Source organism: Lapillicoccus jejuensis (assembly GCF_006715055.1).
In the GTDB taxonomy this organism is placed as follows: domain Bacteria; phylum Actinomycetota; class Actinomycetes; order Actinomycetales; family Dermatophilaceae; genus Lapillicoccus; species Lapillicoccus jejuensis.
On the sequence record NZ_VFMN01000001.1, the window covers coordinates 3,260,898 to 3,273,334 of the forward strand.

A 12,437-nucleotide genomic window follows, 5' to 3' on the forward strand; every position below is an offset into this window, starting at 1 on the left:
GGGGCTCTCGCGACCGTCGCCTACAACGTGCGGGGCCGGTCACGGTGAGGGTGACCGGCCCCGCCGGCTGTCCGCCTCCGGGTCGTCCTCCTCGACCTGCGCCCCGGCAGGCGGGGCGAGCGCCGCGGCGAGCTCCTCGGGCGTCGTGACCGGCCGGTCGCAGACGAACCCCCGGCACACGTACGCCGCCGCCCCGCCGTCCACGAGCGGTCGGCCGGCGAGCAGGGGCGCGTCCGGGGTGTCCGGAGCGCCGTACGCCAGGACGAGGCCGGGGGAGGGGCTCGCCCGGACGGTCTCGAGCAGCGCGCGACCGCGGGCGTCGTCCGGGCCGGGTGTGACGACGGCGACCTGGACCGGGCCCGCCGCGCGCGCCTCGGCGACGGCGAGGGCCCAGCCGGCGAAGCGCGGCTCGCGAGTGGCCACCGCGCCCGCAGCGTGCAGCGCGCGGTCGGCGGCCTGCAGGTACGACGGATCGCCGGTGAGGGCGCCGAGGGTCAGGGCCGCGCCGGCCAGCGCCGACTGGCCGGAGGGCTCGGCGCCGTCGCTGCTCGAGTGGGGGCGGGCGAAGAGCGCCTCGGCGTCGTCGGCGGTGTCGTGGACGGCGCCCTCGGGGGAGGTGAAGCGGGCCAGCGCGGTGTCGACGAGGTCGCGGGCGGCCCGCAGCCACCGCGGGTCGCCGGTCGCCTGGTGGAGGGTGAGCAGCCCCTCGGCGAGGTCGCCGTGGTCGTCGGCCACCGCGGCGGCCGCGCCGACGACGCCGTCGCGCGACGAGCGCCGCAGCCGCGGGCCGTCGCCGTCGTCGACCAGGTGCGTTCCCAGGAGGTGGTCGGCGCAGCGGGTCGCCGCCTCGAGCAGGTCGCGGCGGTCGAGCAGCACGCCCACCTCGGCGAGCCCCGCGATCGCGAGACCGTTCCACGCGGTGACGACCTTGTCGTCGCGACCCGGCTGGGGTCGCTCGGCGCGGGCGGCGAGCAGCCGCTCGCGGGCCCGGGCCCAGCGGCCGGCGGCGGCGTCGCCGTCCGGGTCGGTGCGCAGCCGGAGCGTCGAGGTGCCGTGCTCGAAGGTGCCCTCGTCGGTGACGTCGAGCAGGTCGGCGACCCACGGGCCGTCGTCGGGGCCGAGGACCTCGGTGAGCTGGGCCGGGGTCCAGGCGTAGGTCAGGCCCTCGACGCCGTCGGTGTCGGCGTCGAGCGCGGAGGCGAACCCGCCGTGCGCCGTCCCGAGGTCGCGGACGACGAAATCCGCTGTCTCCTCGGCGATCCGGCCGGCGAGGGCGTCGCCGGTGGCCCGCCACCAGTGGACGTAGAAGCGCATGAGCAGCGCGTTGTCGTAGAGCATCTTCTCGAAGTGGGGCACGACCCACTGCGCGTCGACGGCGTAGCGGGCGAAGCCGCCCGCGAGCTGGTCGTAGATCCCGCCGCGGGCCATCGCCTCGCCGGTGCGGGCCGCGAGGTCGAGGGCGGCGCGGTCGCCGGTGCGGGCGTGGTGGCGCAGCAGCTGCTCGAGCACCATCGACGGCGGGAACTTCGGTGCCCCGCCGAAGCCCCCGTGCTCCCGGTCCTCGGTGCGCGCGAGGGCGAGGACCGCGGCGGCGAGCGCCTCGTCGTCGACGGCGACGCCGGTCGGCGGGGTGAGGTGTCCACGGATCGCCTCGGCCAGGCGGGTGCTGCTCGCGAGCACGTCGTCGCGGCGGTCGCGCCACGCGGCGTCGACGGCAGTGACCACCTGCAGGAAATGGTCTCTCGGGAAGTAGGTGCCGCAGAAGATGGGCTCGCCGTCGGGGGTCGCGAAGACGGTCATCGGCCAGCCGCCGTGCCCGGTCGTCGCCTGGGTCGCCGCCATGTAGACCGCGTCGACGTCGGGCCGCTCCTCGCGGTCGACCTTGACCGGCACCGTCGTCGCGTTGACCACCGCGGCGACCTGCTCGTCCTCGAACGACTGGTGCGCCATGACGTGGCACCAGTGGCACGCCGAGTAGCCGACGGAGATCAGCAGCGGGACGTCGCGCTCGCGCGCCTCGGCGAAGGCCTCGGCCCCCCACTCGTGCCAGTCCACCGGGTTGTCGGCGTGCTGGAGGAGGTACGGCGACGTCGCGGCGGCGAGGCGGTTCACCTGCAGCACACTGCCACGATCTGCGCCCGTCACCGGTCACGGGTCCGCAACCACGTGCGGAAAACCCGTGGAGGCGCTGTTCTGCCCGGGGTTACGGTGCGGCCCGCCCCTCACCTCCGTCGAAGGACCCGCCCCGTGCACCTCCTGTGAGACCTCCGAGCGCTGATGCGTAGCGCGACGCCGCCCGGCGCCGCGTTCCTCTCGCTGTCGAACCTCTCACGGGAAACCGGTGTCCTTCTGTGCCCACGACCTGGGTCGTCGTCCCCACCTGCCTGCCCACCATCGTCCGGCGCTGCCACGCGTGCGCCGGCGAGCGCTTCCGCACGACCGGGAAGTTCCGCGTCAACGCGCACCACAAGCGCCTCGATGCTTGGCTCCTGGCGCTCTGCACCGTCTGCTTGGACACCACCAAGCTCACCGTGTTCGAGCGGACCACCGTCCGCTCGGTGCGGCCCGACCTGCTGGATCGTCTCCACCGCAACGACCCCGGCCTCGCGGCCGAGCTGCTCCTGGATCCCGTCGTGCGGCGGCGCAACCGCATCGCTCTCGACTGGGACGACGCGTGGCGCCTCGACACCGGTGATCCGGATGACGTCTGGGATGGCTCGATCGACGTCTTCGTCCGCTTCCGGGCTCGGATCCCTGTCCGCCCCGTCCGGCTGATCGCCGACGGTCTGGGCCTGTCGCGGGCCGACGTCGAGCGGATGGTGGCCGAGGGACGACTGACGTCGACGATCCGCCTGGGCGGACAGCGCTCCGGCGACTTCGACTTCGTGCTCAGGCACTGAAGGGCTCGTGCGTGCCTCGGGCGGGCGGTTCCAGGACGTCGCTGTACGGCGTCACCACGACGGTGGCGTCCGTGAGTCGGTGGTTGCAGCTCCGACCAGTGAGGTCGCAGACCTGGGCGACCGCCCGGGCGCTCGGCGAACGTTTCGGACGGGACTTCCGCGCGATGACCGAACGACGCGGCAGACGTGGGCGGAAACCCCGGCGATGGCCTACCTCGTCGTGGTTCCCGCGGCGATGGCCGCGGCCCTCGTCCGTATCCTGGAGGCTGCGGTGTACGAGGCAACGCTCGACCCGGACGACGAGTACGACCCGGACGTCGTGACGGTCACGCGGCGGAGCTCGGGAAGCGTCGCCGACCGACCCTGGGCGTCGCCGGCGACCGACTGAGCGCCCTCCCGCCGCACCCGGCCGTGCCCTCGAGCTCCGGCGGGGGCCGACGTCCCGGGCCATGCCGGATGGGTCTTCAGCCCAGCTCGCGGCGCGCCTTAGGGCACGACTGGACGAGGATGGCGATGGACTCGACGGATTCCCACGCGCCCAGCTTCAGCTTGCTGGCCGCCTCGAAGGCCCGAACCTCGGCCGGGCGGTCGTCTGCTCTCATGCCGCCCTATCGTGCCCCGGCGGTCCGCGCCCCTCTCAGGCGGGTCTCAGCGCCGACCACCTAGGACTGGTGCGTCGACCACCGACCCGACAGGACCACCCGTGACCTCGCCACTGCTCGCGCCCTCCCTCGCACCCACCCTCGGGCCCAGCTGGTTGGACCCGAACCAGCTCTTCGAGACGTACGGCGCCGCGTTCGTCGTCATCGCGCTCGTCATCGTCTTCGTCGAGTGCGGGCTGCTCTTCCCGGTCCTGCCCGGCGACTCGCTGCTCTTCGCCGTCGGCCTGTTCATCGCCGCCGGCAAGCCGCACCTGCCTTCGCTCCCGGTCGCCCTCGCGGCCTTCGCGGTAGCTGCCTTCCTGGGCAACGTCGTCGGCTACGAGCTCGGCCGGCTGCTCGGGCGCCGCCTCTACGAACGCGACGGCCGCATCGTCAAGCGCAGGTACTTCGACCAGTCCCGCGCCTTCTTCGACCGCAACGGCAACAAGGCCCTCGTCATCGGCCGCTTCGTGCCCGTCGTGCGCACCTACGTCACCCTCGTCGCCGGCGCCTCGCAGATGAGCCGCCGCCGCTTCTTCGAGTGGTCCGCGGTCGGCGCGCTGCTCTGGGTCCTGGTGGTGACCTTGCTCGGCTACTTCCTCGGCAACGCCTTCCCCGCCATCGGCAAGAACCTCGACGCCGCCATCGTCGTCATCGTCGTCCTGTCCCTCATCCCCGTCGCCATCGAGTGGTGGCGCCACCGCAAGGCCGTCGACGACGCCCTCTGACCCGAGAGCGGAGCCACGGCTCAGCACTCGTCAGTAAGGCTGATCGGACGGGCGCCCGGCCACCGGCTGCATCTCGAGTTGCGTGGGGGAGGCGCTGCCGATGGGGTCGTGCCGTGGACGACCTCGACCTGGCCGACGTGCTGTCGGCAGAGATGGGCTCACCAGCGGCAGCGAGGGCTGCGGTCACTGCCGTCGTCGGCGCGATCACCGCTGAAGTGGGTGCTGGCGGACGTGTTGCTCTGCCGGGCTTCGGAGTCTTCGACGCCGTCGAGCGCGACGGGGTCAGGAGGCTCCGGTTCCGACCCGGGGCACGCTTCCGTCGTGCCGCTGCCGCGGAGGACCCGCCTCCTCTGCCGTTCTCCCGATACACCGTGACTCCCGGCGTATCCCTGTCGGCGGTGGTGCCGCCGGCCGCGTCGCGGTGCGGCATCTACGTCCTGCACTTCCACGAGGGGTCGGTCTACGTGGGACAGACCCGCAACCTCCTCGGACGCTTCTCGTCCCATGTCCGGCACTGGGGCGAGACGGGTCTGGACATCGTGGAACTGGACTTCGCTCCGGCCCCACCCGACCAGCTCGACGACCTAGAGGTGCGCACCCTCCAGTGGTTCGAGACCCGTGGGCATCGCCTCCTGAACGTCGCACTCGTCGGGTTGCCGGCCGGGGACAACTCGCTCGACCTCGTCGTTGACCGCGTGGCCCAGGAGCGGTGGCTCGTCGGCGGCGAGGGGGAGGTGGACCTGACCGAACGGGTGGACCTGGCGGCCTCGCGCCCCCAGGACGAGGCACGCTTCCTGAGCCTGAGTGCTCGTGACGACTACCCCGTCATCAGGCTGGCTCTTTTCTCGTACGTCGTCCAGGTCCTCCCCCTTCCGCAGGACACCGAACGACGGTTCTGGGTCATGACCGCCCTCCCGAGCACCAAGCGATCTGCCTCGCAGCGGCGTCTGGTCACCGTCTCGGTCAACAACGTCGAGACGCTCGTTCTCGTCGAGATCAGGGAAGAGGACGGTACGTGGTCGATCGGCGGGTTCCTCAACACGGCACCCGGCGACGCGCTCGTGGAGGGTCACATGCGCCGCCGTCAGCGCTATCGGACGGTCACCGCGGTCGATGCGGTCTATTTCGTCGGGTTGGAGGGACTGTTCTCGCTGCTGCAGGATCCGCAGGTCGTCGCAGCGGCCCGCCGGCTGGCCGTGGGGCTGATGCGGAAGGGCACCGGGATGCTGGGCCGCTTCCACGACCAGTCTTTGGCGGACGACGTGTTCCTCGTGAGCACCGATCTCTGACCCCGGCGCAAGGGCCCATCCGCGGCCGGACGCGTGCCACCATGCCGCGACGAAACGCGTGGCACGGGGAGCCCTGATCGCCACCGCTGCGGCCGTGGTGGTCGTAGGGGGCGGCTGGTCCACGCTCGGCTGGGGGCGGACACCGGCGCGTCCGCTCCCGCCGGCGGACGCCTCGGTGCGCGACGTGGCCGCCGTCTACCTCGACGCCGCCGTCCACCACGACTGCACGACGACTCAGGCCCTGACCACCGGGGCGACGCCGGCCTGGTGCACGGACCCGACGATGACGTCGTACCGAAACGTCACCGGCCCCACCCTGCTGCAGCAGCCCGGCCGCGACCTGCAGCGCGTCTCGTTCACGATGACGAACACCGAGAGCGCGGAGCACTCGCTCAACCCCGCGACCCGACCGTGGAGCCTGTGCTTCGCCCGCTCGGCCGCCGGGTGGAGGGTGGCCGACCAGGGCTTCCTCTGAGCGCGGGAGGCGACCGGACGGGGCTCAGTAGCGGAACGTCGAGACCGACGCCTGCAGCTGCTCGGCCAGGGCGGCGACCTGGGCCGCCCCGGTGGAGGCGTCCTGCGCGGCGCCGCTCGTGACCTGCGCGGCGGAGGCGACGGCGGTGATGGTCGACGCGATCCGCTCGGCCCCGTCTGCGGCCTCGGCCACCGACCGGCTCATCTCCGTGGTCGTCGCGCTCTGCTCCTCCACCGCCGACGCGATGGTGGCCTGGTAGTCGTTGATGTGGTCGATGACGGTCGTGATCTCGTCGATGGCCGTCACGGCCTCGCGGGTGTCGGCCTGGATGGTCTGCACGCGCCGCGCGATGTCCTCGGTGGCCCTCGCGGTCGCCTGGGCCAGGTCCTTGACCTCGTTGGCGACGACGGCGAAGCCCTTGCCGGCCTCGCCCGCGCGGGCGGCCTCGATGGTGGCGTTGAGCGCGAGGAGGTTGGTCTGCTCGGCGATGCCGGTGATCACCTTGATGACCTGCCCGATCTCGGCCGAGCTGACGCCGAGGCGGGTCACGGTGGCGGTGGTGCCCTGTGCGGCGGCCACGGCGTCGGCAGCGACCCGTGCGGCCTCGGAGGCGTTCGAGGCGATCTCCCGGATGGAGGCCCCCATCTGCTCCGCCCCCGCGGCGACCGTCGTGACGCTGGTGGAGACCTCGGCAGCAGAGGTCGACACGGCGTCCGACTGGGCCGAGCTGTCGGCCGCCGCCCCGGAGATCCCTCGCGCGGAGGCGGTCACCCCCTCGGCCGCGGTCCGCAGCACGGTCGCGCTGTCGGCGACCGACGCGACGGTGCCGCGGACCCGGTCCAGGGCGGTGTCGAGCGCGGCGGCCATCTGCCCGACCTCGTCGCGGGACTCGACCTGGAGCCGTCGGGTGAGGTCCCCGGCGGCGAGGGACTGGAGCACGTCGACGGTGCGGCGCAGCGGCCCGGTGATGCTGCGCGAGATCACCCAGCCGAGCGCGAGGGCGGCCAGGAGCGCGCCCACGGCCAGGACGACGAGCCGGGTCTGGGTCGCGGCGGCGTCGGACTCGGCCGCCTGGATGGTGGCGCGCGCATCGGCCTGCAGCGAGGCGGCGAGGGCGGCCAGCGGGTCGGCGATCTTGCCCGAGTGCAGCCCGGCGACGCCGACGCGGGCTCGGGCCAGCGACGCCGCCGTACCGGCGCGGAAGTCCTTCTCGAAGGCGGCGACCTGACCGAGGTACTCGGCTTCCGCGGCCTGCGCGGTCTGGAGGTTCCCCCGCTGGCCGTCCGTCAGCGGGAAGGTGGCGATCTTCTGGGTGTGCGCGGTGAAGGCCGAAGCTGCGTCCGCGAGGCTGGAGAGGTCGTCGGCGGGGTCGGAGGACGACGCGAAGTCGTAGGCGACGGAGTTCGCCTGCAGCGCGATCGAGCGGGCGTCGTACCGCGCCGCCGCCACCGCCTCGACCGACTGCTGCGCGCGCAGCGCGGCCTGCGCGGCCGACCGCTCACCGCTCGCCGCGGAGTAACCGAAGGACGCCACCACGGCCAGGAGGCCGAGGACCAGTCCGAACCCCACGGCGAGGCGCGCTCCCACGCGGAGCCGCCAGAGCAGCCGAGTCATGAGCATTCCCTTCGCCGGCGCGACCCCGGTGGTCCCGTCCTATCGGTCCTATCGGCCGGGCGGGAGCGGGGCTTAGCGTGGGACGGTGGGGGAGCGCGACCGACTCGGGGCACCGCTGCCGATCCGCCGGGTGCAGCGTGCGCCGGACGCCGACGACACCGACCCCCGCGCGTGGCCCTGGTCGCTGCCGCCTGTGGCCCAGCTGCTCACCGAGGGCCTCGACCTGGGACCGGTGACGATCCTCGTGGGGGAGAACGGGACCGGGAAGTCGACGCTCGTCGAGGCCGTCGCGATGGCCTACGGGCTCAACGCCGAGGGCGGGTCGACCGCGGCGCAGCACCGCACGATGCCGACCGAGTCGGGCTGCACGCGGCCCTGGCGCTGACCCGCGGGGCCGGGGCGAGCCGATGGGGGTACTTCCTGCGCGCCGAGACGATGCACGGCCTGTTCACCTACCTCGACACCTCGCGCGAGGACGCGACCGAGAGCACCCGCACGACCGACCCCCACTTCCACCCCCTCAGCCACGGGCAGTCGTTCACGGCCATGCTGGCCACCAGCCGGTTCGACGGGCCCGGTCTGTTCGTCATGGACGAGCCCGAGGCCGGCCTGTCCTTCACCGCGCAGCTCGCGCTGCTGGGCGAGCTCGGTGGGCTGCGGGACCGCCCCGGCACGCAGGTGCTCGTCGCCACCCACTCGCCGGTCGTCGCCAGCCTGCCGGGAGCGACCGTCCTCGAGCTCGACGAGGACGGCTACCACGAGACGAGCTGGGACGAGCTGGAGCTGGTCCAGCACCACCGCCGGTTCCTGCAGCGACCGGGCAGCTATCTGCGCCACCTCGGCGGGCCGGCCGAGGACGGCCGGGCCGACCCGACGTGAGGTCCGCCGGGTCTACGGCTCGAAGGCGCCCCCGGCCCCGAAGACCCGGCCGGCGAAGCGCTCGGCGATGCGCCGGTGAGCGGCGGTGTCCGGGTGCAGACGGTCGGGCAGCGGGAGCTCCCGCTCGTCCGCCTCGCCGAAGAGCGCGAGGCCGTCCAGGTGGTGCAGGTGCGGGTCGGTCGCCGCGCGCTGGGCGACGACGCGCGCGAGCTCGGCGCGGATGACGGCGAGGGTCAGCCGCCCACCGGCCAGGTCGGCCGGGTCGCCGGTCGCCCGGAAGGCCACCCGCCCCTCCGCGAGGGCCTCGACGTCGAAGGCTCCCGGTCCGGGGGTGGTCTCGTGGATCGCGCAGTGGAGCGGGGAGACGACCAGCAGCGGGGTGTCCGGGTGGCCGTCGCGGATGGTGTCGAGGAAGCCGTGCACCGCCGGCGTGAAGGCCCGCAGCCTCATGAGGTCGGCGTTGACGAGGTTGATCCCGATCTTGACGCTCACGAGGTCGGCGGGCGTGTCCCGCATGACGCGGGCGGTGAACGGGTCGAGCAGCATGCTGCCGCCGAACCCGAGGTTGGCCAGGTCCACGCCGCCCAGGAGCGAGGCGGCCACCACCCAGGTGGCCGTGGGGCTCGTCGCGTTGGAGCCCTGGCTGATGGAGCTGCCGTGGTGCAGCCAGGTGCGCCGTCCCCGGTCGCCGAGCGGGGCCACCGGGGCGTCGGCGCGCAGCTCGACCAGCTCGGTCACCTCCTGGTGCGGCAGCCAGAGCTCGACGTCCTTCTCCCGCTCGGGCAGGTCGGTGAAGCGGATCGCCTCGGCGGGGACGGAGCGACGTACGGCGGTCCCCGTGGCCGGGTCCATGACCACGGTGTCGCCGCCGGGCACCCGGGCCTGTCGGACCAGCTCGCCGTCCACCAGCAGGTCGTGCACGCCGAGCGGCCGCTCCGGCAGCCCCGCGTAGGCGTACCGGGTCGGGACGCAGCTCAGCTCGATCGTGGTGGCGCTGGTGCGGAAGGCGACGCGGACCCCCGCCGGCTGGGCCTCGACCATGGCCAGCTGCGGGTCGGCGTGCCGGGTGCGTACCCCCTCGGGCAGCCGGTGGGGCAGGAGGCCGCGGGGCGTGTCCTCCAGGTCCAGCGCGCCGCGCACCAGGGCGCCGGTGAGGGGCGTGGAGAAGGGCAGAGGGGTCGCGTCGGGGGTCATGGGCTCGATCCGTGCTCAGGGGGTGGGGTGGGAGCGGGGGCGACCGGGTCGCCGACCTCGAGGAGGGCGTGCAGCCGTTGCAGGGTCCGCAGCTGGGCCGGGTGGTAGTACTGCACCAGCGCGCGGGCGAGGGCGTCCTGGGCGGCCTGCTCACCGTGCGGGGACCGGGACGTCAGGTCCAGGAGCGCCGGGTGGGTCCTGCGCGAGCGGCGGGCCGATCCGAGCATCCGCCGCGCGAGCCGCTCCACCGTCGCGTCGTCGGCGTCGGGGGCCAGCCGCTCGAACTCGTCGGTCGCCGGGTCCGCGACGCTCATCGCGTCCCGCAGCTGGTCGAGGTCGCGCGGTCCGAGGACGGCGGAGAGCACGAGGAGGATGCCGCGCTGCGCCGGCGACAGCGACCGGGCCAGCGGCGCGAACCCGGGTGGCACGTCCACCGGGGAGTGGTGGGCCCGCAGGACGGCCAGCTCCTCGCGGGCGCGGGCCATGCGGGCCATCGCGGACCCCAGCTCGGCGTCGAGCTCGTCGAGCTCGTGCCCCAGGTCGGTGTCCTCGCGGTCCCACTCGGCGATCCGGGCCAGCGGCACCCCCAGGTCGGCGAGGCGCAGGATCCGCAGCAGCCGGACCAGGTGCGGGACGCCGTACCGCTTGTAGCCGTTGAGGCCCCGCTCGGGCACGTCCAGGAGACCGACCTTGTGGTAGTGCCGCACGGTGCTCACGCTCGTGTGCGCGAGGTCGGCGAGCTGCCGCGTGCTCCACGCCACCTCGGACCCCCTCACCACGCCGCCGCCGTCCTCGACACGGTAGCCGCGCCGGTCGCCCCGGTCGCCCCGGTCGCCCCGGTCGCCCCGGTCGTCACCGCGTCGGCCCCACGAGGGTGTGGACGAGCCACGGCAGCAGCTGGGTCAGGGAGTAGGCCTCCCACACCGCACCGACCACGAGGAGGACGAACGAGGCCGCCGACAGCCACCCCAGACGCTGCAGGCCGAGCAGGTACGCGCGGCGTCGGCTCGTGGCGCCGAGCGACGCCGGTCGCAGCCAGGACCGGCCCAGCACCCAGGCGCCGAGCAGGAGCAGCACGTACGCCTCGAACTCGACGACGACGGTCAGCGAGTGCGGGATGAAAGCGACCCACAGGGTCGGGCTGGTGGGGGCGAGCGCCATCCCGATCGTCAGGGCCTTCCACCCGAACAGGACGATGCCGAGGAACGGCACGACCATCGACGGCAGGACGATGAGCGCCGCACCGACCGTGAGGGTGTTGACCCCGAGGATCGTCAGCGCGAAGAGCCACGGGGTGCGGAAGACGCGCAGCACCAGGTCGGTCTGACCTGTCTGGTCCAGCGTGGCGACCTGGCTCTGGTGCAGGGACGGGACGGCGAGGCCGAGCACCAGCCCGAGCAGGACCAGCCCGAAGGCGACGGCGTTGAGCGCGAGGAAGGGGCGGCGTTCGTCGCGGACGATCTGCAGGGGGCGATGGACGAGAGCGGTCATGGTCGGGGCTCCGATCGGTGGGGTGGGGCGACGCGTGCCCGTCGCGGTCACCACCTCAGACCGTGCTCCTGGCGCAGGGTCAAGCCGGGCGGTCGGGCGGCTGTGCCACGATGACGTCGCACCGGGGCGGAGACCCGCCGGACGCCGCTCGGTCCGTCGCAGGAGGCAGCCCGTGGACCAGCCCGACCGCCCGTACGACGACGCGCACGCCGCCGCGGCGTTCCTGGAGCCGCCGCGCGTCTCGCCCGGCGGCCCCGTCGACGCGACCGTCGTCCCGCGCTACGCCGGGGACGGCACCTTCGCCCGGCTCGAGCGCCTCGACCGGCTGCCGCAGGCCGATACGGTGATCTGGGGCGTGCCCTTCGACAGCGGGGTGAGCTACCGACCCAGCGCCCGGTTCGGCCCGCAGCACGTGCGCCAGTCCTCGCGGCTGCTGCGGCCCTACAACCCGGCGCTCGCCGTCGCGCCGTTCGAGCGGCGCCTCGTCGCCGACGCCGGCGACCTCGGCGTCAACCCGTTCGACCTCGGCGAGGCCATCGCCGGCATCGAGGAGGCGGCCACGGCACTGGCCGGCACGGGTCGCACGCTCGTCACCCTCGGCGGCGACCACACCGTCGCGCTGCCGCTGCTGCGCGTCCAGCACGCGCAGCACGGCCCCGTCGCGGTCCTGCACTTCGACGCGCACCTCGACACGTGGGACACGTACTTCGGGGCGCCGTACACCCACGGCACGCCGTTCCGGCGGGCGTCCGAGGAGGGTCTCGTCGACCTCGGGCACTCGGTGCACGTCGGGATCCGGGGCCCGCTGTACTCCAAGCTCGACCTCGACGAGAGCGAGCAGCTCGGCTTCACCGCCGTGCACGCCCGCGACTTCGTCCGGCACCCGGTCGACGACGTCGTCGATCGGGTGCGGGCCCGGCTGGGGGACCGGCCGGTCTACGTCTCGGTCGACATCGACGTCCTCGACCCCGCGCACGCCCCGGGCACCGGGACGCCCGAGGCCGGCGGCCTGACCAGCCGCGAGCTGCTTGAGGTCCTGCGCGGTCTCGACGGGCTGAACCTCGTCGGCGCCGACGTCGTCGAGGTCTCGCCGGCCTACGACCACGCCGAGCTGACCGGGATCGCGGCCGCGCACGTCGTCTACGAGCTCCTCAGCGTCCTGCCCACCGCCCCGCCCCGCACCGGCGCCGCCCGCCGGGCAGGATGAGACCGACCCCCGACCGACC

Annotated in this window: 14 protein-coding genes; 8 read left to right on the forward strand and 6 right to left on the reverse strand. The window is 73.9% G+C overall.

Features of this window, described 5'->3' with window-relative positions; all coding sequences use genetic code 11:
• Positions 1 to 39: 39 nt before the first annotated feature.
• Positions 40 to 2,112, reverse strand: a complete 2,073-nt coding sequence (locus tag FB458_RS15140; RefSeq protein ID WP_141849224.1) for a thioredoxin domain-containing protein — start codon at positions 2,110 to 2,112, stop codon at positions 40 to 42.
• A 239-nt stretch (positions 2,113 to 2,351) separates the two neighbouring features.
• Here FB458_RS15140 and FB458_RS15145 point away from each other — a divergent pair, with 239 nt between their 5' ends.
• Positions 2,352 to 2,900 carry a DUF1062 domain-containing protein gene (locus tag FB458_RS15145; RefSeq protein ID WP_141849225.1) on the forward strand — a complete coding sequence of 183 codons (549 nt, stop codon included), beginning with the start codon at positions 2,352 to 2,354 and terminating at the stop codon, positions 2,898 to 2,900.
• A 205-nt stretch (positions 2,901 to 3,105) separates the two neighbouring features.
• Positions 3,106 to 3,288: a hypothetical protein gene (locus FB458_RS15150; protein ID WP_141849226.1), complete on the forward strand. Its 183-nt coding sequence runs from the start codon at positions 3,106 to 3,108 to the stop codon at positions 3,286 to 3,288.
• A gap of 76 nt (positions 3,289 to 3,364) precedes the next feature.
• Here FB458_RS15150 and FB458_RS21415 read toward each other — a convergent pair whose 3' ends face one another.
• On the reverse strand, positions 3,365 to 3,502 hold the full coding sequence (locus tag FB458_RS21415; protein WP_170185698.1) for a hypothetical protein: 138 nt from the start codon (positions 3,500 to 3,502) through the stop codon (positions 3,365 to 3,367).
• A gap of 101 nt (positions 3,503 to 3,603) precedes the next feature.
• Here FB458_RS21415 and FB458_RS15155 point away from each other — a divergent pair, with 101 nt between their 5' ends.
• From FB458_RS15155 to FB458_RS15165, 3 genes are all read left to right on the forward strand, one after another.
• Entirely contained in the window at positions 3,604 to 4,269 is a 666-nt protein-coding gene (locus FB458_RS15155; RefSeq protein WP_141849227.1) for a DedA family protein, read from the forward strand.
• Between the two features lie 113 nt (positions 4,270 to 4,382).
• Complete coding sequence (locus FB458_RS15160) at positions 4,383 to 5,558, forward strand: HU family DNA-binding protein (RefSeq protein ID WP_141849228.1); 1,176 nt, start codon at positions 4,383 to 4,385, stop codon at positions 5,556 to 5,558.
• 175 nt (positions 5,559 to 5,733) lie between these two features.
• Entirely contained in the window at positions 5,734 to 6,033 is a 300-nt protein-coding gene (locus tag FB458_RS15165; RefSeq protein WP_141849229.1) for a hypothetical protein, read from the forward strand.
• Between the two features lie 24 nt (positions 6,034 to 6,057).
• Here the strand turns inward: FB458_RS15165 and FB458_RS15170 are convergent, their stop codons facing one another.
• Positions 6,058 to 7,647 carry a methyl-accepting chemotaxis protein gene (locus FB458_RS15170; RefSeq protein ID WP_141849230.1) on the reverse strand — a complete coding sequence of 530 codons (1,590 nt, stop codon included), beginning with the start codon at positions 7,645 to 7,647 and terminating at the stop codon, positions 6,058 to 6,060.
• 85 nt (positions 7,648 to 7,732) lie between these two features.
• On the opposite strand from FB458_RS15170, the gene FB458_RS22155 reads away from it, so the two are divergent.
• Positions 7,733 to 8,032 carry an AAA family ATPase gene (locus FB458_RS22155; protein ID WP_342778062.1) on the forward strand — a complete coding sequence of 100 codons (300 nt, stop codon included), beginning with the start codon at positions 7,733 to 7,735 and terminating at the stop codon, positions 8,030 to 8,032.
• 50 nt (positions 8,033 to 8,082) lie between these two features.
• Positions 8,083 to 8,526, forward strand: coding sequence for an AAA family ATPase (locus tag FB458_RS22160; RefSeq protein ID WP_342778063.1), 444 nt, complete (start codon positions 8,083 to 8,085; stop codon positions 8,524 to 8,526).
• Between the two features lie 12 nt (positions 8,527 to 8,538).
• Here FB458_RS22160 and FB458_RS15180 read toward each other — a convergent pair whose 3' ends face one another.
• From FB458_RS15180 to FB458_RS15190, 3 genes are all read right to left on the reverse strand, one after another.
• Complete coding sequence (locus FB458_RS15180; RefSeq protein ID WP_141849231.1) at positions 8,539 to 9,720, reverse strand: SGNH/GDSL hydrolase family protein; 1,182 nt, start codon at positions 9,718 to 9,720, stop codon at positions 8,539 to 8,541.
• Positions 9,717 to 10,481: a MerR family transcriptional regulator gene (locus tag FB458_RS15185; protein WP_141849232.1), complete on the reverse strand. Its 765-nt coding sequence runs from the start codon at positions 10,479 to 10,481 to the stop codon at positions 9,717 to 9,719. The genes FB458_RS15180 and FB458_RS15185 overlap by 4 nt, the downstream gene beginning before the upstream one ends.
• A gap of 91 nt (positions 10,482 to 10,572) precedes the next feature.
• Positions 10,573 to 11,211, reverse strand: coding sequence for a stage II sporulation protein M (locus tag FB458_RS15190; RefSeq protein WP_141849233.1), 639 nt, complete (start codon positions 11,209 to 11,211; stop codon positions 10,573 to 10,575).
• A gap of 223 nt (positions 11,212 to 11,434) precedes the next feature.
• On the opposite strand from FB458_RS15190, the gene speB reads away from it, so the two are divergent.
• The gene (speB, locus tag FB458_RS15195) at positions 11,435 to 12,418 is read left to right on the forward strand and encodes an agmatinase (RefSeq protein ID WP_141850625.1); all 984 of its coding nucleotides are present in this window, start codon (positions 11,435 to 11,437) and stop codon (positions 12,416 to 12,418) included.
• The last annotated feature ends 19 nt before the right edge of the window (positions 12,419 to 12,437 follow it).

What these genes read in the sequence shown, in the direction of transcription:
- FB458_RS15150 (WP_141849226.1), top strand. Translation starts at nt 3,106, where the DNA reads ATGGCCTACCTCGTCGTGGTTCCCGCGGCGATGGCCGCGGCCCTCGTC.
- FB458_RS21415 (WP_170185698.1), bottom strand. Translation starts at nt 3,502, where the DNA reads ATGAGAGCAGACGACCGCCCGGCCGAGGTTCGGGCCTTCGAGGCGGCC.
- FB458_RS15170 (WP_141849230.1), bottom strand. Translation starts at nt 7,647, where the DNA reads ATGACTCGGCTGCTCTGGCGGCTCCGCGTGGGAGCGCGCCTCGCCGTG.
- FB458_RS22160 (WP_342778063.1), top strand. Translation starts at nt 8,083, where the DNA reads ATGCACGGCCTGTTCACCTACCTCGACACCTCGCGCGAGGACGCGACC.
- FB458_RS15180 (WP_141849231.1), bottom strand. Translation starts at nt 9,720, where the DNA reads ATGACCCCCGACGCGACCCCTCTGCCCTTCTCCACGCCCCTCACCGGC.
- FB458_RS15190 (WP_141849233.1), bottom strand. Translation starts at nt 11,211, where the DNA reads ATGACCGCTCTCGTCCATCGCCCCCTGCAGATCGTCCGCGACGAACGC.